We start from the raw sequence: 20,221 nt of genomic DNA on the forward strand, positions 1-20,221 counted from the left end.
TCACCATCTCGAGAGCGGTCTGTTCAGGAGCAGGTTTCTTCAACATGTCCCAATGAATCATAAACCCCCAGCTCACGCCAGGGGTTTGTCAGCAGTCTGAAGGCGGCCAAGGCCGCCTTTTTTATTTGCCCGAAAGGTGCTGGAACTCCGCCACAACCTGTTCGTATACCGCACGCTTGAACGGTACGATGAGTTCCGGCAGGCTTTCCATCGGCTTCCAGGCCCATGCGTCGAATTCAGCCGTATGTCCGGTCGGCGGCGGATCGATCTGGATCTCGCTTTCGTCGCCTTCGAAACGGAACGCAAACCAGCGCTGCGCTTGCCCGCGATATTTGCCCCTGAGACCGATACCGATCAGTTCGGGTGGCAGGTCATAGTGAATCCAGTCGCTCGCCTCCGCAAGCAGGCTCACCGTTTTCATGCCTGTTTCTTCGTAGAGTTCGCGAATCGCGGCCGTCAAAGGCCGCTCACCATCATCGATGCCGCCCTGCGGCATTTGCCACAGATGCGGTGAGCCGTCATATTCAGAATTGCCTTCCTTGATGCGCCTGCCGGCCCAGACAAGGCCCTCGGCGTTCAGAACCATAATTCCCGCACAGGGACGGTAAGGCAAATCTTCTGCTTTGATTGTCATGGGAAACCCGCACTGTCTGAGCGCCAGAAATGGCCGCACGCAAGGTTTACTGCCCTGCCTGCCCGGAAACAAGCGCAGAAACACCGACAATCTCGATGCCGCGCCCGCCAGCCTCACGTGACCATTTCGAGATCGCCGCAACGCTTTCATCAAAAGCCGAAGCTACGCCGATCGCCTGGCCGTTACGCCGTGCAATTCGCTCCAGTTCATCCAGCTTGCGTAGAATGGCAGCTTCGGTGACTTCGCCATCAAGCAGAATATCGGCAAAACCCTGTGGGGCGGAAATCGCCTTGGCAATACCGCCACTCAGCGATTGCGCTGAAGAGCCATCATCCAGAAACAGCAGGCCACGCTTGCCAATGTCACGCATGACAGGCTCCAGCGCCGCCTGCTCGGCAAGGAAACGCCCGCCGAGATAATTCATGACGCCGGTGTAATTGGTGATCTTCGCCATGGAGCGATGCAGCCGGTCGATGTTGACCTTGGCGGGATCACCCGCCAGCAGCGTGTCAGGGCCGGGATTGTTGCCTGGATAACCGAAAGGCTCAAGCGGTATCTGCAGAAGGATTTCATGCCCCTGGCGGCGCGCTTCCTGCATCCAGCGCTGCAAGCTGTTGCCGCTGGCGGCAAAGCCGAGCGTCACCTCCGGCGGCAGCTCGCGGATCGCTTTTTGCGACCCCGTCTGGCTGAGACCGAGCCCGCCGACCACAATCGCCACCCGGGTGCCGCGTGCGCCAGACCAAGGCCGTGCATATTGCTCCATCGGCCGCAAACCGTCCGCGCCGATGACCGGTAATTTTCCGAATGCGGTTTCTTCCAGCAGTTCCTCATTGGGTCGCATCGCCATGCGCGGATCCTGGCCATAGGTTTGGCCGCTCATCAGCACCGGCCCTTCACCCTCACGCGAGCGGGGAGAGTAAACCGATACGACATTGCCATCAGGCATCGTCTCGCGACTGATCTTGGCGCCCGAGCGACCGCCTTGCGGCTGGAGACCGGCGGCATCGCCGGGAGCCATTACATCGGCCGGTGCGATTTCAGGTTTTTTTTCGGCAAGCTGACGCTGTGCCTCCGGGCCGCTCGCCGTCTTCTGCAAATTGCCGGGCGAAAGCGCCGTATAGACGGACAAGCCGCCGACTGAGGAAACCGCAAGCACCGACAAAGCCACAATGACGGAAAAGCGCCGGTTGATACCGACGCTTTTTTTCTGACGGCCCAGAAGCGGTTTTCGCAGGTCCGAAGGCAATGAACGATCCGTCCAAACGGTTGGGCAAGACAATGCGCCGGCTGACCGGCGAACTATCTTACTGCTTGTTGACCACAGCCTTTTCCGGATTTGGCGGGAAAGACGGATCCGTCTTGGTGCCGCGCAACAGGTCCAGAGCATAGTTGAGCTGGATGTCGTCCTTGGCTTCCGGCGGAACATAAGCGGAGGAACCCGAACCTTCATCGGTTTCGCTCTGTCCCTTGATGTGGCCTGAAAGACCGGATTCACCTTCGGTGGTCACCTTGCCCTGCAGCTCAGGCGGCAATGGCTGCTCCACCTTGATGTCAGGCTCAATGCCCGTACCCTGGATCGATTTACCCGACGGCGTGTAATAAAGCGCCGTGGTCAGGCGCAGCGCACCTGCCTCGCCGAGCGGAATGATCGTCTGAACCGAGCCCTTACCGAAGGAGCGCGTACCGACCACGGTTGCGCGACGCAAATCCTGCAGCGCACCCGCGACGATTTCCGAAGCCGAAGCCGAACCGCCGTTGACGAGCACGATCACCGGCTTGCCATCGGTCAGATCGCCTGCTGTCGCATTGAAGCGACGCGTCTCATCGGGATTACGGCCACGGGTCGAAACGACTTCGCCGCGCTCGAGGAACGCATCGGAAACATTGATCGCCTGATCGAGCAGACCACCCGGGTTGAGGCGCAGGTCGAGAACATAGCCCTTCAGCTTGTCGGCCGGCACTTCAGCCTTGATCTTCTTGATCGCCTTTTCGAGGTCGTCATAGGTCTTCTCGGTAAAGGAGATGACGCGCAGATAACCGACATTGTCGCCCTCTACACGGGACTTGACGGCCCGAACGGCAATGACATCGCGCATAACGGTGAATTCGAGCGGCTTGTCGGCGCCTTGACGGATGATCGTCAGCTTGATTGGCGTCTTGACCGCGCCGCGCATCTTTTCGACCGCCTGTTCCAGCTTCAGACCACGAACCGGCGTACCGTCGATTTCCGAAATGAAGTCGCCGGCCAGGATGCCTGCGCGGGAAGCCGGCGTATCGTCGATCGGCGTGATGACCTTGACGAGCTCGTTCTCCATGGTCACTTCGATGCCGAGGCCGCCGAATTCACCCTTGGTCTGGGTGCGCATGTCGTTGGCATCCTTGGCATTCATGAAGCTAGAATGCGGATCGAGCGAGCTCAACATGCCGTTGATTGCGTTTTCAACCAGCTTCTCGTCATCCGGCGGCGTCACATATTGTGCGCGGACGCGCTCGAACACGTCGCCAAAAATCGACAGTTCCTTATAGGTCGAAGGCCCGGCCGCCTGTGCCGGCATGCTCGCCGAATAAATCACGCTCATCGCCGTGGCGCCCATAAGCCCACCGATAAGGAGAAGCGAAACCTTACGAATCATTGTGCGCCCTTCCGGTCTTTTTTGCGGTCCACCATGGTTGGGAATCAACCGGCACACCATCTTTCCTGAACTCAATGTAGAGCGTTGGCCTGTCGGTTTCCAGCGCCAATGCTGCTGCACTTGCTACTCTTTTTGCACCCATGGAGGCGATGGGCTCTCCGGAGAACACGAACATTCCCTGCCGCGTCCTCACATTGTCCATGCCCGTCATCACCACATGATATCCATTGCCCGTATTGAGGATGATCATCCGGCCATAACTGCGAAAATCTCCGGCAAACACCACGAAGCCGTCTGCAGGCGCCGTCACGATCGCTTCCGGTCCGCTCGCGACAACAATTCCCTTGGAAAAGTGGCCCGTTCCATCCGCATCGCCGAAGCGCCGCAGCACATCGCCGGTAACCGGCAGCTCCAGCTTTCCCTTCAAACTCGCGAAGGGATATGCGGGCGCAATACGGTTTTTATCGGGCATTCCAGCCTCGGCCGCGGCCCGTTCCTTTTCGCGTTCCGCCTCCGAAAGACGGGCCAGGCGCTGCTCTTCCGCCCGCGCCTTTTCCATCGCCTCACGCACCGAGGTAATCTCGCCTTCAAGCGAACTGACCAGCCCCTCAAGACTCGTCGCCTTGCTTGCAAGCTCCTCAGATCGCTTGCGTTCCGCCTCCAGCTCCGCCGCCGTCTGGGTGTTCTTGCGATCGTTTTCGGCAATCAGCAGGTCGAGGCGTTTTTCCTCTTCCAGACTTGCCGTCATCATACCCGTAAGATCGTCCTTTTCGCGAGCGATTGCCTGCCGGACATCGGTCAATTCTTTGAGAGCGGCGACCAGCTTGTCGGTTTCACCGCGAATGCCGGGCACGACGGCGCCGAGAAGAATGGCGCTTCGCACGGACGCAAGCGCATCCTCCGGCGAGACGAGAAGGGCGGGCGGCGGGTTTCTGCCCATGCGCTGCAGGGCCGCCAGAACCTCCGCCAGCACGCCGCGTCTTTCCCGAAGCGACGCCTTGACGCCGTCCTCGCGCACCGAAAGCTTGGCCAGACGATCTTCGCCGTCGCTGATCTTGGCTTCCAGCGCCTTGCGCCGGGCGGCCGATGCGATCAACTCTTCCCGAATGCGTGCGCTGTCCTGATTGAGGGAAGCGATACTTTCCTCAAGCTTCCTTGTCTTGTCTTCCGAAAGACCGATGCTGTCGACCAGTTCCTCCAGATCCTGCCGGTTCTGGTCGCGGCGCTTCTCCAGCGTCTGTAGCGCATCCGGCGACGTATCATCGCCTGCGGCCGGAACCGCGCCCGCATCGTCCCGCGAATGGGTTGGACCGATCCCCATCACGAAAGCAGCAATAACCGCGCCCGCAAGGGCAGCGTGCCGTTTTCGTTGAGGCCTGTTGTCCATGTGAACTTTCTTTGATGCCGAAGCAGAAGCGCCAATATTAGGGATTTTGCCGCGATCTTCCAAGAGGCCCTGGAAAGGCCGCCGGCAAAGCCGTGCGCTATCAGCGGTGTCGGGGAGCTTCATGTTGAAATTGAGACATTTATCCGAATCGAAATCCGATCAAACGCGATGATAAGGATGACCGGAGAGAATCGTGACGGCGCGGTAAAGCTGTTCGGCAATCAGGATACGAACGATCTGATGCGGCCATGTCAGCTTGCCGAGATTGAGAACGGCCGTCGCCTTGTCGTAAAGTGCAGGATCGAGCCCGTCTGCCCCGCCGATGGCGATCACGAGGTCACGCTTGCCGCTATCGCGCAAATCGCCAAAAAACGAAGCAAAGGCGGGACTGTCCAGCGCCTTTCCGCGCTCGTCCAGCAAGACGAGGGCGGCACCGTCTGCCAGATGTTTTTCCAGCATCGCGGCTTCTTCGCGCTTGCGGGTCTCAGCATTCGATGCCCGGCTTTCCGCAACCTCGATCACCCGCGAAAACTCCAGCCCGATCGCCGGGCCGGTCTTTGCCAGGCGCTCGATATAACGGGCCGCAAGATCCTTTTCGGGGCCGGATTTCAGCCGTCCCACCGCAAAAATTGAAATCCGCATCGCAAACCTGCATTCGTCGTGCCCCAACAGGGTCACGCTCTTAACAGCATAGCCTGCGGATTCCTATGTGGCCGGTCTGATTTCCGGCCAGAGGCGCCGTTTCCGAAGTCAGGCATGATCTTCGGCAGAAGCGATGCACTCGCTCAAAGGCTCACCGCATCAATGCAGCGTCTCTTCCGGCATGTCCGGCGTCGCCCACATTTTTTCAATGTTGTAGAAAGCGCGGATTTCCGGACGGAAGACGTGAACGATGATGTCGCCAGTATCGATCAGCATCCAGTCTCCAGTCTCGAGACCTTCGACGCGGGCGTTTCCGAACCCTTCATCCTTCATGTCCTTCAGAAGATGCTCGCAAATCGCCGAAACATGCCTGTTCGACCGCCCGGAGACCACGACCATGTAGTCCGCAAGCGCCGATTTTCCGGCAATGTTGAGAGAAACGATATCTTCAGCCTTGGAGTCCTCGAGGCTCGCGAGGACGGTTTCGAGGGCATGGCCGGCGGCATCGGCGCCACTGTCCTGGCCCTTCGGGATAGCAACAAATGCTCTTCCCTTGGCGTGTACTGTTGTCAGAGGTTTTCCTTTCCAAGAATGACAAAACAGGTACTGGCGACGCGATTCTCTGCGTCACACAATAAAGGTGGCATCAAAGCATTAACTTTTCAAGATATGGAGCCATCCACACCCGGCACATACATCATTTGTGATCGAAGTCGTCATTTACGACCGCTACGCAACGCCGTGGAGCTGAGCGTCGAACGCGGCCCATGAATGAAAACCCAGGCAGGCGCCGCTTTTTTCCACAAAACGCCGGCATCGTCCTCATCCACCCGTGCATGGCTGAAGGCCTGCGCCATGGTGGAGGAGAGATAAGAGAGCGTGGAGCCTGGCCGATCAATCACGGCAATCGGGAATGTCTCGGCGATCCGTCGCCATTTCTGCCAGCGATGGAAGCTTTTCAGATTGTCCGCTCCCATGATCCAGACAAAACGGACATGCGGATTTTTCGCCTTCACCTTGGCGAGCGTATTGGCCGTATAGCTCATCCCCAGTGATTTTTCGAAGGCCGTGACCTTGATGCGCGGATCGTGGATCAGCTTTTCGCAAGCGGCGATGCGATCTTCCAGAGATGCCAGCTCCGAGCGGCTTTTCAGCGGGTTGCCCGGTGTGACGATCCACCAGAGTTGATCGAGACCGAGCCTGCGCAGCGCAATCTCGGCCACAAGCGCGTGACCCGCATGCGGCGGATTGAAAGAACCACCGAACAGGCCAACGACCATGCCGCGCTCCACATGCGGCATGGTGAGATAACGTCTGTCGAGGCGCTTATCGGCCGGCAAATATCACGTCCGTGTCTGGCCGGTGCCATGCACACGGTATTTGAACGATGTGAGCTGCTCGACGCCGACAGGACCGCGTGCATGCATCTTACCGGTGGCGATACCAATTTCCGCACCCATGCCGAATTCGCCGCCATCGGCAAACTGCGTGGAGGCATTATGCAGCAGAATGGCCGAATCGAGTTCGTTGAAGAACCGCGCGACCACCTCAGGGTCCTCAGCGATCACAGCCTCGGTGTGGTTGGACGAATAGGTGCCTATATGCTCGATCGCGCCCGAAATACCCTCCACCACGGCGACCGAAATGATCGCATCGAGATATTCGGTGCGCCAGTCCTCTTCCGTTGCCGGTGTAAGACCCGCCACCACATCGCGAACGGCCTGCGAACCGCGCACTTCGCAGCCAGCTTCGATCAGGGCTTTGACGAGCGGCGTAAGATGCGTGGAAATGGCAGCGGCGTCCACCAGCAATGTCTCTGCCGCGCCGCAAATGCCGGTGCGGCGCATCTTGGCATTGACGACGATACGTTTTGCCATGTCGAGATCGGCGGATTTGTCGATGTAGACATGACAAATACCTTCCAGATGGGCAAAGACCGGCACACGGGCTTCCGACTGTACCCGCGCCACGAGACTTTTGCCGCCGCGCGGCACGATAACGTCAACCGTGCCGTTCAATCCGCTCAAAAGCGCGCCGACAGCGGCGCGGTCAGTCACCGGCACCAGCTGAATGGCATGCTCGGGAAGACCGGCGATCTTCAGCCCTTCCACGAGGCAGGCATGGATAGCACGCGATGAATGTTGCGAATCCGAGCCGCCGCGCAGGATGACGGCATTGCCCGCCTTAAGGCACAATGCGCCGGCATCCGCCGTCACATTCGGACGGCTTTCGTAGATCACGCCGATGACGCCGAGCGGCGTGCGCACGCGCTCGATCTTCAGCCCATTGGGACGATCCCAGGCGGCGATGACTTCACCGACTGGATCGGGCAGCGCCGCAACCGAACGGATGCCTTCGGCAATACCGGCGATCCTTGCATCGTTGAGGGTCAACCTGTCCACGAAGGAAGCGGCAAGGCCTGCGCTTTCCGCCGCAGCCAAATCTTTCCTGTTGGCGGCAAGGATCGCATCTCTGGATGCCTCGATGGCGGAGGCCATGGCAAGCAGCGCGCGGTTCTTCTGGTCTGCGCCGGCAATGGACAACGGTCGCGAAGCAGCTTTCGCCTGAGCGCCGATGGTGATCATCAGCGCGTCAATATCATGGCTTTGCTTCACGGCCTGTTCAGGCATGGACCTCATCCTTCTCTGCATTTTTAACTTTGACGGCAGCGCCCGTCATGACCAGATCGTCACGATGAATCATGGCCGCTCGCCCGACATAACCGAGGATCGCCTCGATTTCGTTGGACTTGTGGCCGATGATGAGGCGCGCTTCCTCTGCATCGTAACCCGCAAGACCACGAGCGACTTCACGGCCCTCCGCACCGATAATGGCGATTGCATCACCACGGCCGAAATTGCCCTTCACCAGTCGCACACCCGCCGGAAGCAGGCTTTTGCCGGCATAAAGCGCCTTTTCCGCGCCGGCATCCACATGGATTTCACCGGCCGGCTGCAACTGCCCGGCAATCCAGGTCTTGCGCGCCGTCACCGGCGTGCCCGAAGGCGCAAACCATGAGGAGCGCGCGCCATTTTCAATGGCCTTCAGCGGATTGAGCGTCTTGCCCGAAGCGATGATCATGCCGCACCCGGCAGCTGTCGCGATCTTGCCCGCGTCGATCTTGGTGCGCATGCCGCCGCGTGAAAGCTCGGATGCCGCGCCACCCGCCATGGCTTCGATTTCGGGCGTGATATCGGCAATCGTCTCGAGAAATTTCGCATCGGGATCGAGATGCGGGGGTGCCGTATAGAGCCCGTCAATATCCGACAATAGCACCAGAAGATCGGCACCCGTCATGGTCGCCACACGCGCCGCCAGACGGTCATTGTCGCCATAACGAATTTCGGTGGTCGCAACCGTGTCGTTTTCATTGATGATCGGGATGGCGCCGATCTTCAGCAACTGGTTGATGGTGGCACGCGCATTGAGATAACGGCGACGCTCTTCAGTATCGGAAAGCGTCAAAAGAATCTGACCGGCAACGATCTCATGCCGCGACAGGCTTTCCGACCATGCCCGCGCCAGCGCAATCTGGCCGACAGCCGCCGCCGCCTGGCTTTCTTCCAGCTTCAATGCACCGGAGGGCAGGCCAAGCACGGTGCGGCCAAGCGCGATGGCGCCCGACGACACAACCTGCACATCTGCGCCATTTTTCTTCAGCGCGGCGATATCCTCGCAAATGGCGTCGAGCCAATCTTTTTTGAGACCGGTCTTCCGATCCACCAGAAGCGCCGACCCAATCTTGATGACGATCCGGTGATGGCTCGCCAGCGGCTTGCGCGTCAGGCTCATAGGCGGTCGTCCTCTTCCTCGGCCTCGCTGTCCTCATGCGGCATCGACCGGTCCGGCAGAGCGGTTTCGCCGCCATTGCTCGCCGACACAATAATATCGCGAAGGGCGCGCAGCGCTTCCGTCATCCCGATATGGGCGGCAGCGGAGAGAAGGAGCGGGGGACGGCCGCAGGCCTTCTCCAGTTCCTTGGCCTTCTTTTTCAGCTCTTTTTCATCCAGCACGTCGATCTGCGACAGCGCCACGATTTCCGGCTTGTCAGTCAGCCCGCCGCCATAGGCGTCCAGCTCAGCCTTGACCGTCTTATAGGCCTTGCCGACCTTTTCTTCCTGTGCAGAGACGAGGTGGAGAAGCACGCGGGTACGCTCCACATGGCCGAGGAAACGGTCACCGATGCCCACACCCTCATGCGCGCCCTCGATGAGGCCCGGAATATCGGCCAGCACGAATTCGCGGCCATCGATGGTCGCGACGCCCAAGTTTGGGTGAAGAGTGGTGAAGGGATAGTTGGCGATCTTCGGCCGCGCACGGGTGACCGTCGCAAGGAACGTGGATTTACCCGCATTGGGCAGACCGACGAGACCGGCATCGGCGATCAGTTTCAGGCGAAGCCAAACTGTCTTTTCCTCGCCTGCGAGGCCGGGATTGGCATGGGTGGGAGCCTGATTGGTGGACGACTTGAAATAGGCATTGCCGAAACCGCCATTGCCGCCGGCGGCAAGACGAAAGCGTTGGCCTTCTTTCGTCAGATCGACGATCAGCGTCTCATTGTCTTCCTCGAAGATCTGCGTACCGACCGGCACCCTCAGCACCACATCTGCGCCCTTGGCACCGGTGCGGGTCTTACCCATGCCGTGCTGTCCGATAGAGGCCTTGAAATGCTGCTGAAAGCGGAAGTCGATCAGCGTGTTGAGGCCGTTGACCACCTCAACCCAGACATCGCCGCCGCGTCCGCCATCGCCGCCGTCAGGGCCGCCGAACTCGATGAATTTTTCGCGCCGGAAGGAAACCGCGCCCGCGCCGCCGTCACCGGACTTGATATAGACTTTTGCTTCATCGAGAAATTTCATCGGACTGCCGTTCTATCGGTTTGCGGACGCAACAATCTTGCCGTTGCGTCGAACAAAAATATCGTCGTTTCGAATACAAGCGCTTCTTCACGAGGTCAAAGACTATCGTGCGGGAAGCCCATGCGCGAGACAAGACCGGTTTGGATCAAACCGGCCTTGCAATACTCCTCAGGTACGATGCGGCTGAATAAAATCCTCAGCCGTAATCATCGTACCAATATGTGCCACCATGGCGGCGCGCGCCGTGGCGTATATCTGGTGGCAACCGGTCACCCGGAAGCCGAGTTTTTCCTGCACGCGTAGCGAAGCGGGGTTATCCGCAAACACACCGGAATGAAGGGTCACCCCCGGCATGCGGCGGAAGAACCGCTCCACCACACCGGCCACCGCCTCGGTCATGTAACCCTTGTCCCAATAGAAGCGGTTCAGCCAGTAACCGAGGTGCCACTCGCCATGCCGCAATTCCACCGAGACGACACCGATCAGAGTATCGTCGCCGCAGGTAATGGCGAAATCCCAGTCGGGCAGCGTGCCGGACGTCCGCAACACCAACCATTCCAGCGCATCCTGCTTGTGGTACGGCGCGGGAACGCGGGCCAGCATCTTCGTCACGGCGAAATCGCCAAGCGATTCCGCAATGCTGCCGGCATCGGAAAGCCGTTGCGGTCGCAGCACCAGACGCCGCGTCTCGATGACGGGGCAGGGGCCGGGCGGAGCCACCGTCACGGCAGTCCGTCGTCGGGTCAGTTCGAGCGCACTCATCCCATGTCCCCCCAGCTCTTCAGCGAAACCCAGGTCTTGCGGTCCAGCCTGTACCATTCCACCGGCACCATGCCGCCAAGCGCCAGCGAACCGACCATGCCGGAACCCTGGAACTGGAAACCGCATTTCTGGATGACGCGGCGCGAGCCAATGTTGGTGACCCGGCAACGGGCGTCGATCTGGTCGATTTCACGGGTGCGGAAGGCCATGTCGATCAGCGCATGCGCCGCTTCGGTCATGTAACCGTGGTTCCAGTAGGGTTCCCCCAGCCAGTAACCGATCTCCAGCGTCTTTTCGTCTTCCTGGGGTTCGAGCGCGCAGCAGCCCAGAAACTCGCCATTGTCCATGCGGGTAATCGCATAGACGCACTTGCCAATCTCGCCAGCTTTGGAGCGTCGCACGAAGTCCGCGGCGTCTTTGGCCGTGTAAGGGTGCGGCATACGCGACACCATGGTCGCGATATTGGCATTGTTGGCAAGATGGGCAAGGGCGTCGATGTCTTCTTCGTGAGGCTTGCGTAAGACCAGCCTCTGCGACAGTAAAACGGGGCAATCGCTCCTCGACCGATCGGGCCTCGGCCGCTCTTCGGGTGACCGTGATTGGTCAACCCTCAACAATTCAGCTTGCATGGTTCAGTCCATCCATGAGGTTAAAGAAAAAGGGGAGTTGGGTGGTGCCCCATCTCCCCTGTTTTCTTGACTGAACCTGATACGTCTCAGCCGGGTCGATGGGACACCGGCTGCATATGACGCTTACCGGCTTATTCTGCGGCTTCCGCTTTCGGGGCCACGGATACGAATACGCGGCCATTGGCCTTCGTACGGAAGTTCACGTTACCTGCGGTCAGTGCGAAAATCGTGTGGTCCTTGCCGATGCCAACATTGGCGCCCGGATGCCACTGCGTGCCGCGCTGGCGCAGAATAATGTTGCCTGGAATGACAGCTTCGCCGCCGAACTTCTTTACGCCAAGGCGCTTGGATTCGGAATCGCGACCGTTACGCGAGGAACCGCCAGCTTTTTTGTGTGCCATTGGAGTTCTCCTTTAAACCTTGTTTCCCGTGTCGCGCCGATCAGGCAGCAACGATGTCCGTGATGCGGACGACAGTGTGATGCTGACGATGGCCGCGCGAACGCTTGGAGTTCTGACGACGACGCTTCTTGAAGGCGATGACCTTCTTGCCGCGGTTGTGTTCGACAACTTCAGCCTTGACGATGGCACCCTTGACGAAGGGAGCACCGAACTTGGCGTCGGCACCTTCGCCGACCACGAGAACTTCGGTGAATTCTACAGTTGCGCCTGCCTCTGCTTCCAGCTTTTCGATGGTCAGCACGGCGTCGGCCGCTACGCGGTACTGCTTACCGCCGGTCTTGATGACTGCGAACATTTTTTATCCTTTCATGTTCGTTCCGGCTCTGCCCGCAAATGCAAGCTGGCCGTCTTTTTATCAGTCGGAGTAGCGGAAATCCGTCAGGGCTGATGCCCCTTTGAATGTCTGCCGGTGAAACCGCCATTTGAAAGGCGGCATAAACAGAAGGCGCACTACGCCATCAATTTGGGTGCCGATTACGCGAGACGCCGGTTTATGTCAAGATGAAGACGGCCTGAAAAGTAACTGTAACGCCAAGAATTTCATGCTTTTTCGGCAGGTGCGGCAGTCAGGTCTCGAAATTTGTTCAGCAAGTGTTTATATGGGCCTTCCAACAAGGAGCAGAAATGGCCCGCATAGACCAGACCGACGATTGGCGGGACCGCCACGCGCCGACACTTTCCGCCTTTGAGTCGCTGGCGATCGAGGCATATGGCCACCTGCCGGAAGAATTTCGCGCACTGACCAAGGATCTCATCATCGAGATCGCGGATTTTCCGACCGACGATGTGTTCGAGGACATGGCGCTCGAAACGCCCTTCGATCTTCTCGGATTGTTCGAGGGTCGCGGCATCTCCGAACGTTTCACGATGGAAACGGGCGAGATGGTGAACCGCATCACGCTTTATCGCCGCCCCATTCTCGATTATTGGGCCGAGAACGAGGAGACGCTGGGCGATATCATCACCCATGTCCTCATTCACGAAATCGGCCACCATTTCGGCCTGTCGGACGACGACATGGAGCGGATTGAAGAAAGCGCCGACGAGGCCGCCGCCGAACGCTGATCGGGGCGGCTGCCGCAGCTATTGCTCGCCGAGCTTCATGTCTGGATGGTATTCCTTGCCCTCGACGACCTTGGTCACGGCCTGTCCGCAATGCATGACGCCGGCTGCAGCGTTAAAGGCGTAGCTTGGCGAACCCGCCAGTTCCCAGCCCTTGTTCAGAGCTTCGGTAACGCGATGACAAAATTTGGCGTCGTCGGGACCGGTGATGAAACGATAGACCTTCACGTCTCTTTTTCCTTTCTTGCCGCGATGATATCGGCCATGGCGACCAGCCTCTCGGCTTCCGCCACATGCAGCCGCTCGATCATGCGTCCATTCATGTTGATGACGTTCAATTCCACAGATTCGGGCCCTGCGAAAGCGGCAATGATCTCGCGTGCGTCGCTTACTGCCGCCTCGTCCGGACCGAAATGGCGATTTGCAGCTTCAATCTGGGCCGGATGGATCAGCATCTTGCCGTCGAATCCCATCGCCCGCCCCTGGGCACATTCCGCCTCGAAAGCGGCGATGTCGCGAAAATCATTCGACACGCTGTCGATGACATCAAGACCATAGGCGCGTGCGGCAAGCACGACCTGCATCATCCAGGGAACGAGATAAGTGCGTCCGGTCGCGTCTGGAACCCGGGTTTCCTTACGCAGATCGTTAAGACCGATAACAAAGGCAGCAAGCCGCGAATCCGGCGTATGTGCGGCATCAGCGATTGACGCGGCGTTCAGCACACCAAGCGGCGTCTCGATCATCGCCCAGATTTTCAGCGCCTCAGGCGCATCGGCCTCGGACAGAAGATCTGCCAGATCATGGATGGCAGCAGGCTGCTCCACCTTGGGCAGCAGCACCGAATCCGGCTTGCAGGAAAGGACAAGCTGCAAATCCGCTTTTCCATCCGGTGTCGAAAGCGGATTGATGCGGATAATGGCTTCCCGAAGACCGAAAGATCGCTCGGAGAACAGCTTTTCAAGATTATCCCGCGCCTTCCCCTTCATCCCGGGAGCAACGGAATCCTCGAGATCGAGGATGAAGCCGTCACAGTCGAGCGCCGGAATTTTCGCCAGCGCACGTTCGTTGATCGCTGGCACCGAAAGGATGGAACGGCGGGGTCTTGCAAGAATATTTTCTGAAAAACTGACCATGCCGCACTTGTGTCAAGCTTTTGTGACATCTGCAAGCTGACAATCCACTGAATCCTCTTGCAAGCCGGAAGAAGAAGGCCCACATTCGTCTGGAAAGAAAGGTTGAATCATGCAAGGCATCCGTTCATTTTTCATCGCCGCCTCCGGTATCGCAATTTTGGCCATGGCGGCTCTTTTCACGGCGTCGCTCACGGTGGCTTTCATCGGCGTACTCGCCGTTCTCAGTGCAGCCCGAATTTTGTCGGCGCGCCTGAAGCCAGCTCCCATTCCGGTCAAGACCCGCAACCAGCGCGACATGCGCGTCTGGAACGACGGCAAGGGCACAATCATCGATCTCTGAGATCGTGTAATCCGGTCAGGATGCGACAACGCCCAACGGGCGTACCGAAGAATGCGGATTTGCGCTTCTAAAGCGCCTGGTTTTGCAGTATTTCCCCAGAGAAAATATCCGGCAGGCTTTTGTCAGTGCCGGATTTTTGTTCAAGGGAAACACGGGAAGCGACAGATGGAAAAATTCACCAAGCTGACGGGCGTCGCCGCGCCCATGCCGGTCGTCAATATCGACACCGACATGATCATTCCGAAAGATTATCTGAAAACCATCAAGCGCACCGGTCTCGGCAAGGGGCTTTTCGCTGAATCCCGTTACCTCGAAGACGGTTCGCCCAATCCCGAGTTTGTGCTGAACAAGCCCGCCTACCAGAACGCTCAGATTCTCGTTGCCGGTGACAATTTCGGCTGCGGCTCGTCACGCGAACATGCGCCATGGGCGCTTCTCGATTTCGGCATCCGCTGCGTGATCTCCACTAGCTTCGCCGATATCTTCTACAATAACTGTTTCAAGAACGGCATCCTGCCTGTCGTCGTCAGCCCCGAGAACCTCGAAAAGCTGCTGGACGACGCCTCGCGCGGCTCGAACGCCGTTCTCTCCATCGATCTGGAGCGCCAGGAAATCAGCGGCCCCGATGGCGGTACGATCAGTTTCGAGATCGACGAATTCAAGCGGCACTGCATGCTGAACGGTCTCGACGATATCGGCCTGACTCTGGAACATGCCGGTGCCATTGACACGTTCGAAAAGGCAAACGCCTCGGTCCGCCCCTGGGCCTGACCACATTTCCGCTCTTCAAAAAAGCCGATCCCGTACCAAACCGTACCGGATCGGCTTTTGCTTTGCTTGAAAAGCCCCTGAGGCGGAGATAAGAAGCCTCCGATCCCGTCCGGCCGCGATACGACTTCTCATGTGCAGGACGGAAACGAGTTTGACGCCGCGCTCGCCGCAATCGAAAACCCTTCAGGATGTTTTCCGGCGCGCCGCCCAAGGAGGGTTCTCATGACAGTCCGTTCGCTTTTCCTGCTGCCCGGTGACGGTATCGGCCCCGAAGCCATGGCTGAGGTCCGCAAGCTGATCGAATATATGAACAGCGCGCACAATGCCGGTTTCACCGTTTCGGAAGGCCTCGTCGGCGGTTCCGCTTACGACGCGCATGGCGTGGCGATTTCCGATGCGGACATGGAAAAGGCGCTTGCCGCCGATGCAATCCTGTTCGGTGCCGTTGGCGGCCCGAAGTGGGACGGCGTTCCCTATGAGCATCGCCCGGAAGCGGGTCTGCTGCGCCTGCGCAAGTACCTCGAACTATTCGCCAACCTGCGCCCTGCCATCTGCTATCCGGCGCTCGCCGCCGCCTCCTCGCTGAAGCCGGAACTGGTCGAGGGTCTCGATATCCTCATCGTCCGCGAACTGACCGGCGGCGTCTATTTCGGTGAGCCGAAGCAGATCATCGATCTCGGCAATGGCCAGAAGCGCGGCATCGACACGCAGATCTACGACACTTTCGAGATCGAGCGTATCGCCAGCGTCGCCTTCGAACTGGCCCGCACCCGCGATAACCGCGTCTGCTCGATGGAAAAGCGCAACGTCATGAAATCCGGCGTGTTGTGGAACCAGGTGGTCACCGAAACCCACGCCGCCAAGTACAAGGACGTTCAGCTGGAGCATATGCTGGCGGATGCCGGCGGCATGCAGCTGGTGCGCAAGCCCAAGCAGTTCGACGTGATCGTCACCGACAACCTCTTCGGCGACATGCTCTCTGACGTCGCCGCCATGCTCACCGGCTCGCTCGGCATGCTGCCGTCCGCTTCGCTCGGCGCGCCTGACGCCAAGACCGGCAAGCGCAAGGCCATGTATGAGCCGGTCCACGGCTCGGCCCCTGACATTGCCGGCAAGGGCATCGCGAACCCCATCGCCATGATCGCGTCCTTCGCCATGTGCCTGCGTTATTCGTTCAACATGGTGGATGAGGCAACGAAGCTCGAAACAGCGATCGCAAACGTGCTCGACAAGGGCATCCGCACCGCCGACATCATGGCGGAGGGCAGCCGCCAGGTCGGTACCTCCGAAATGGGCGACGCGGTTCTTGCCGAATTCAAGGCGCTTTCGGCGTAACGCCTGACGAATCCGGCTGGGCAGTCGGCGCGTTCGTCTGCCCATCTTCCTTCGGCAAAAGATGCTCATATCTTTTGTCAGTCAGAGTCTTCAGAAAGGCGACGATGGCGTCCACACGCTTGTCGTCCAGCGCCGGCGCGGATGTCAGTTCCGCCATGGCGATATTTTCAGGCACTTCCGGCGCATCCCACGTCTTGCCCGTTTCCGGATTGATCTGGCGGCTCGGCTTCTTGCTTTTATATTTCACGTAAAACAGCACCACCGTGCGCAAATCCTTGAACACGCCATTATGCATGTAAGGACCGGTGACGGCGACATTGCGCAGCGTTGGCACCTTGAACTTGCCACGCTGGGAGGCATCGCCGGCAACTTCGGGATTTTGCGCCAGTCCCAGATCAACCGCGCCCGGTTTGGAGCCGTTTGCAGCCCGGACCGACGTATTGGCGGGAACGCCGATGTTGAAATATTTGTGGTTGGTGAAGAGGCCGTCTTCCAGACCCTTGGCGCCACGGATTTCATGGCATGTATTGCAATTGGTGAATTGCGTCGAGGAGATCAGGACCCGACCCAACTCTTCCTGATCGGTCAGCTTCTCCTCGCCGCGAAGGAAGCGGTCATATTTGGAATCGAAGGTGGAGAACTCGTCCGAGCGCTCGAAGCTCGCAAGCGCTTTGGTCATTGCGGCATAGGCGATCTCGTCGCTCTCAAAAACATCCTTGCCGAACTGCGTGCCGAAAGCCGCGACATAATCCGGGTTTTCCCTGAGCCGTTTGACGACCGAGGCCTTGTCCGGCATGCCCATTTCGAGGGGATTGAGCGGCGGACCGCCCGCCTGATCTTCAAGCAGGGAGGCGCGGCCATCCCAGAACTGCCCGCCGACATACTCTCCCGCCGCATTCCTGCCGAAGGGCGGCGTAAACCTAGCATAAGCTGCAGTGGGCGCGTTGCGGTCGCCCAGCGAAATCCCATCGTCGCCGACAGATACGTCCCGCCCGACCTTATCGCTCTCTCGCGCATCGGAAAAACCGGCAGCCTGCATATGGCAAGTGGAACAGGCCATGGTGCGGTTCATCGAAAGGTTGGGATCGTCGAATAGCGCCGCACCGAGCTTTTCCAGCGTTGCGTAATCTTCACCGCCGTGGGCAGCCATACCATCGACACCGGTGCCCAAGAGGGCCAGCAGAATGGATGCGGCAAAAGCAGCGGAGACAAAAAATCCGGGTTTCATCATCGATAGGCACGCTCGATATAAATGCGCGAGGGCAGGTTCGGACCGGGACGTATGAAGCGGCTTTCGATCCGGCTGCGCTTCACCGAACATGGATCACGGCAGACACCTCCGCTCTTCCATGCCCTATAAAGAAATCTATAGCACTTTCCTGTGGGCCAAGCCTACAAACTTTCGCAGCTTTGTCCACTTTGCCGCAGGTCCACGGACAACACCCGGAAACGATCAACCGCCTTTGGCGATGGCGTGGAAAAAAGTCCCCGAGACAAGACCTCTCCGGCCGCCCGATGGCCCGAGCGGACGACCCTGCCCGTCAGCAATCTGGGCGAAGGGCTCATCGCGGCCGGGATCGGTAACCCGCGCATAATGGAATTCATGGCCGCGCAGAACATCCCGCGCCGTGCCGAGCGGTCCGCTTGCCGCGATTGTCGCCTGCCGATAGCCGAGATTCATCTTGCGCGTCGCAAAGCTGGTGGCATGCGACAGAAGTCCGGTCATGGCATGGGTCACACCATCCGCATCTTCCAGCGCCTCGCCGAGCACCATGTAGCCGCCGCACTCGCCATGAACAGGTTTTGTCGCAGCAAAGCGGGCAAGGCCTGTCTTGAAACCAGCCGCATCCGCAAGTTTTCCGGCGAAAAGCTCGGGATATCCGCCCGGCAGCCAGCAGATATCGCAGCTTTCGTCAGGCGCCTCATCCGCGAGCGGCGAGAAGGGCACTATCTCGGCCCCGGCTGCCTGCCAATGCTTCCTGAGATGCGGATAAAGGAAAGTGAACGCCGCATCCTCCGCCAGCGCAATGCGCTGGCCGGGCGGTGCAATCGCCGTATCTACAGAGCCAGAAGGCACATTCACCGGCGCGGCGAGAGAAAGCAGGGCGTCTAGATCGATGGATTTTTCCATCACATCCGCCAGCCGTTCGATATGCGCATCGATTTCGGGATGTTCGCTGGCCTGCACCAGCCCCAGATGCCGTTCGGGCAGGATGAGCGAAGGATCACGCAACATGCAGCCGGCAACGGGAAGGCCGATTTTTTCGATGGCTTCCGTGCACAGCGTCCGGTGTCTTTCACTGCCCGCCCTATTCAGCACCACCGCCGCCATGGTAACGGCCGGATCGTAGTGGGCAAAACCATGGGCGACGGCAGCAGCCGTCTGCGACTGGCCGGAGACATCCAGCACCAGCAACACGGGAATACCGAACAGCCGCGCCAGATCCGCCGCCGAACCCGTGCGATTTTCCGCAACCGGAATACCGTCGAACAGCCCCATGGCGCTTTCGATCAGAACAAGTTCCGCGCCATCGGCCTGCTGCGAAAACAGATGCCGCAGCAAGTCCGGCCGCATGGCCCAGCTATCCAGATTAAGGCCTGATGTGCCGGTGGCGAAGGCATGGAAACCGGGATCGATATAATCCGGCCCCGTCTTGATGCCGCGCACCTTGATACCCCGTCGAGCAAAGGCCCGGAGCAGGCCGATAGTCACGCTGGTCTTGCCGGAGCCCGAGCGCGGCGCGCCGATAATGATCGCCCGCGCTGTCATGAGCCGGAAACTCCAAGTCGCGCCCGCATCGATACAATCTCGCCGATAACAATTAAAGCCGGCGCTTCGAAATTTTGCCTGATTGCATCGTCAGCTATACTTTCCAAAATGCCGATGAAAATCCGCTCCTGCGCCGTCGTCGCAGACGTGATGACGGCGACCGGCGTTTCGCCGGAACGGCCGCCCTGCATCAAAAGACCGGCGATCGTGCCGATGTTCTTCAGCCCCATGTAAACGACGATGGGTTCGCGTGTTTTCGCCAGCGCCAGCCAGTCAAGATCCTCTTCGGTGCCCGCCGCGTGGCCCGTGGCCAGCGTTACGGCGCGGCTGATGCCACGCATGGTGGCGGGGATGCGGGCGGAAGCAAGCGCGGTGAACGACGAGGTCATGCCCGGCAATATGCGAAACGGAATACCAGCATGGACAAGCGCCTCTGCCTCTTCCCCGCCACGCCCGAAGATAAAGGGATCACCGCCCTTCAGCCGCAGCACCTTTTTGCCTTGGCCGGCGAAATCGATCAGCGAAGCGGTAATGTCATCCTGCGTTGCGGAGGGCTTGCCGCCCCTTTTGCCCGCAAAAACAATCTCTGCCTGCGGACCAAGCGCAACGACATCGTCGCTCACCAGCGCATCGCGCACGATGATATCGGCCTGAGACAGCGCGAGCGCCACTTCCAGCGTCAGATAACGCACGTCGCCCGGCCCGGCCCCCGCGAGCCAGACGTGACCGGCCTCAAAGACCGGACCTTTTGCGGCGATGCTGTTTAAAATCTGAGGTATCGACATTTTTTTGGCTGCTTT

The 20,221-nt window shown here is 59.3% G+C and carries 23 protein-coding genes; 4 read left to right on the forward strand and 19 right to left on the reverse strand.

Features of this window, described 5'->3' with window-relative positions; all coding sequences use genetic code 11:
- Positions 1-121 precede the first annotated feature (121 nt).
- The 14 genes from PL597_RS22835 to rplU form a co-directional block, all read right to left on the reverse strand.
- Positions 122-634, reverse strand: coding sequence for an RNA pyrophosphohydrolase (locus PL597_RS22835; protein ID WP_077983628.1), 513 nt, complete (start codon positions 632-634; stop codon positions 122-124).
- A 46-nt stretch (positions 635-680) separates the two neighbouring features.
- Positions 681-1,880, reverse strand: coding sequence for a divergent polysaccharide deacetylase family protein (locus tag PL597_RS22840; protein ID WP_271366289.1), 1,200 nt, complete (start codon positions 1,878-1,880; stop codon positions 681-683).
- A gap of 58 nt (positions 1,881-1,938) precedes the next feature.
- Positions 1,939-3,267 carry a S41 family peptidase gene (locus tag PL597_RS22845; protein ID WP_077983630.1) on the reverse strand — a complete coding sequence of 443 codons (1,329 nt, stop codon included), beginning with the start codon at positions 3,265-3,267 and terminating at the stop codon, positions 1,939-1,941.
- The gene (locus tag PL597_RS22850) at positions 3,257-4,654 is read right to left on the reverse strand and encodes a murein hydrolase activator EnvC family protein (RefSeq protein WP_271366290.1); all 1,398 of its coding nucleotides are present in this window, start codon (positions 4,652-4,654) and stop codon (positions 3,257-3,259) included. The genes PL597_RS22845 and PL597_RS22850 overlap by 11 nt, the downstream gene beginning before the upstream one ends.
- Before the next feature lie 159 nt (positions 4,655-4,813).
- Positions 4,814-5,296 carry a 23S rRNA (pseudouridine(1915)-N(3))-methyltransferase RlmH gene (gene rlmH, locus PL597_RS22855; protein ID WP_035265250.1) on the reverse strand — a complete coding sequence of 161 codons (483 nt, stop codon included), beginning with the start codon at positions 5,294-5,296 and terminating at the stop codon, positions 4,814-4,816.
- A 159-nt stretch (positions 5,297-5,455) separates the two neighbouring features.
- Positions 5,456-5,899, reverse strand: coding sequence for a ribosome silencing factor (rsfS, locus tag PL597_RS22860; protein ID WP_271366313.1), 444 nt, complete (start codon positions 5,897-5,899; stop codon positions 5,456-5,458).
- Between the two features lie 113 nt (positions 5,900-6,012).
- Entirely contained in the window at positions 6,013-6,597 is a 585-nt protein-coding gene (locus tag PL597_RS22865) for a nicotinate-nucleotide adenylyltransferase (protein ID WP_416172503.1), read from the reverse strand.
- A gap of 42 nt (positions 6,598-6,639) precedes the next feature.
- Positions 6,640-7,926 (reverse strand): glutamate-5-semialdehyde dehydrogenase, encoded by a 1,287-nt coding sequence (locus tag PL597_RS22870; protein WP_269824791.1) that lies wholly within the window; start codon positions 7,924-7,926, stop codon positions 6,640-6,642.
- The gene (proB, locus tag PL597_RS22875) at positions 7,919-9,088 is read right to left on the reverse strand and encodes a glutamate 5-kinase (protein WP_271366293.1); all 1,170 of its coding nucleotides are present in this window, start codon (positions 9,086-9,088) and stop codon (positions 7,919-7,921) included. The genes PL597_RS22870 and proB overlap by 8 nt, the downstream gene beginning before the upstream one ends.
- Entirely contained in the window at positions 9,085-10,155 is a 1,071-nt protein-coding gene (gene obgE, locus PL597_RS22880) for a GTPase ObgE (protein ID WP_077983635.1), read from the reverse strand. The genes proB and obgE overlap by 4 nt, the downstream gene beginning before the upstream one ends.
- 168 nt (positions 10,156-10,323) lie before the next feature.
- Complete coding sequence (locus tag PL597_RS22885; protein ID WP_271366294.1) at positions 10,324-10,917, reverse strand: GNAT family N-acetyltransferase; 594 nt, start codon at positions 10,915-10,917, stop codon at positions 10,324-10,326.
- Positions 10,914-11,546, reverse strand: a complete 633-nt coding sequence (locus tag PL597_RS22890; RefSeq protein ID WP_077983637.1) for a GNAT family N-acetyltransferase — start codon at positions 11,544-11,546, stop codon at positions 10,914-10,916. Before PL597_RS22890 ends, PL597_RS22885 begins: the two co-directional genes overlap by 4 nt.
- A gap of 131 nt (positions 11,547-11,677) precedes the next feature.
- On the reverse strand, positions 11,678-11,947 hold the full coding sequence (gene rpmA / locus PL597_RS22895; RefSeq protein ID WP_003492686.1) for a 50S ribosomal protein L27: 270 nt from the start codon (positions 11,945-11,947) through the stop codon (positions 11,678-11,680).
- Positions 11,948-11,987: 40 nt separating this feature from the next.
- Positions 11,988-12,302: a 50S ribosomal protein L21 gene (gene rplU / locus PL597_RS22900; RefSeq protein WP_003492690.1), complete on the reverse strand. Its 315-nt coding sequence runs from the start codon at positions 12,300-12,302 to the stop codon at positions 11,988-11,990.
- Positions 12,303-12,631: 329 nt separating this feature from the next.
- Here rplU and PL597_RS22905 point away from each other — a divergent pair, with 329 nt between their 5' ends.
- On the forward strand, positions 12,632-13,072 hold the full coding sequence (locus tag PL597_RS22905) for a metallopeptidase family protein (protein WP_003492693.1): 441 nt from the start codon (positions 12,632-12,634) through the stop codon (positions 13,070-13,072).
- An 18-nt stretch (positions 13,073-13,090) separates the two neighbouring features.
- Here the strand turns inward: PL597_RS22905 and PL597_RS22910 are convergent, their stop codons facing one another.
- Positions 13,091-13,297, reverse strand: a complete 207-nt coding sequence (locus PL597_RS22910; RefSeq protein WP_063951515.1) for a DUF1737 domain-containing protein — start codon at positions 13,295-13,297, stop codon at positions 13,091-13,093.
- Positions 13,294-14,205, reverse strand: coding sequence for an HpcH/HpaI aldolase/citrate lyase family protein (locus PL597_RS22915; protein WP_271366295.1), 912 nt, complete (start codon positions 14,203-14,205; stop codon positions 13,294-13,296). Before PL597_RS22915 ends, PL597_RS22910 begins: the two co-directional genes overlap by 4 nt.
- 109 nt (positions 14,206-14,314) lie before the next feature.
- Between PL597_RS22915 and PL597_RS22920 the strand changes: the two genes are divergently transcribed.
- From PL597_RS22920 to leuB, 3 genes are all read left to right on the forward strand, one after another.
- A complete protein-coding gene (locus tag PL597_RS22920; protein WP_137412341.1) occupies positions 14,315-14,545 on the forward strand; it encodes a hypothetical protein in 231 nt (76 codons plus the stop codon).
- Between the two features lie 165 nt (positions 14,546-14,710).
- Entirely contained in the window at positions 14,711-15,316 is a 606-nt protein-coding gene (leuD, locus tag PL597_RS22925; RefSeq protein WP_271366296.1) for a 3-isopropylmalate dehydratase small subunit, read from the forward strand.
- A 222-nt stretch (positions 15,317-15,538) separates the two neighbouring features.
- Entirely contained in the window at positions 15,539-16,651 is a 1,113-nt protein-coding gene (leuB, locus tag PL597_RS22930; protein ID WP_271366297.1) for a 3-isopropylmalate dehydrogenase, read from the forward strand.
- Here the strand turns inward: leuB and PL597_RS22935 are convergent.
- The 3 genes from PL597_RS22935 to cobA all read right to left on the reverse strand — a co-directional run bounded on the left by PL597_RS22935 (position 16,632) and on the right by cobA (position 20,206).
- Entirely contained in the window at positions 16,632-17,882 is a 1,251-nt protein-coding gene (locus PL597_RS22935) for a cytochrome-c peroxidase (protein ID WP_271366299.1), read from the reverse strand. The two genes, leuB and PL597_RS22935, sit on opposite strands and share 20 nt — an antisense overlap.
- Before the next feature lie 222 nt (positions 17,883-18,104).
- On the reverse strand, positions 18,105-19,421 hold the full coding sequence (locus tag PL597_RS22940) for a cobyrinate a,c-diamide synthase (RefSeq protein ID WP_271366300.1): 1,317 nt from the start codon (positions 19,419-19,421) through the stop codon (positions 18,105-18,107).
- Positions 19,418-20,206, reverse strand: coding sequence for a uroporphyrinogen-III C-methyltransferase (gene cobA / locus PL597_RS22945; protein WP_271366302.1), 789 nt, complete (start codon positions 20,204-20,206; stop codon positions 19,418-19,420). Before cobA ends, PL597_RS22940 begins: the two co-directional genes overlap by 4 nt.
- Between the last annotated feature and the right edge of the window lie 15 nt (positions 20,207-20,221).

This window comes from Agrobacterium sp. ST15.13.013 (genome assembly GCF_027956525.1).
Classification (GTDB): Bacteria; Pseudomonadota; Alphaproteobacteria; order Rhizobiales; family Rhizobiaceae; genus Agrobacterium; species Agrobacterium salinitolerans.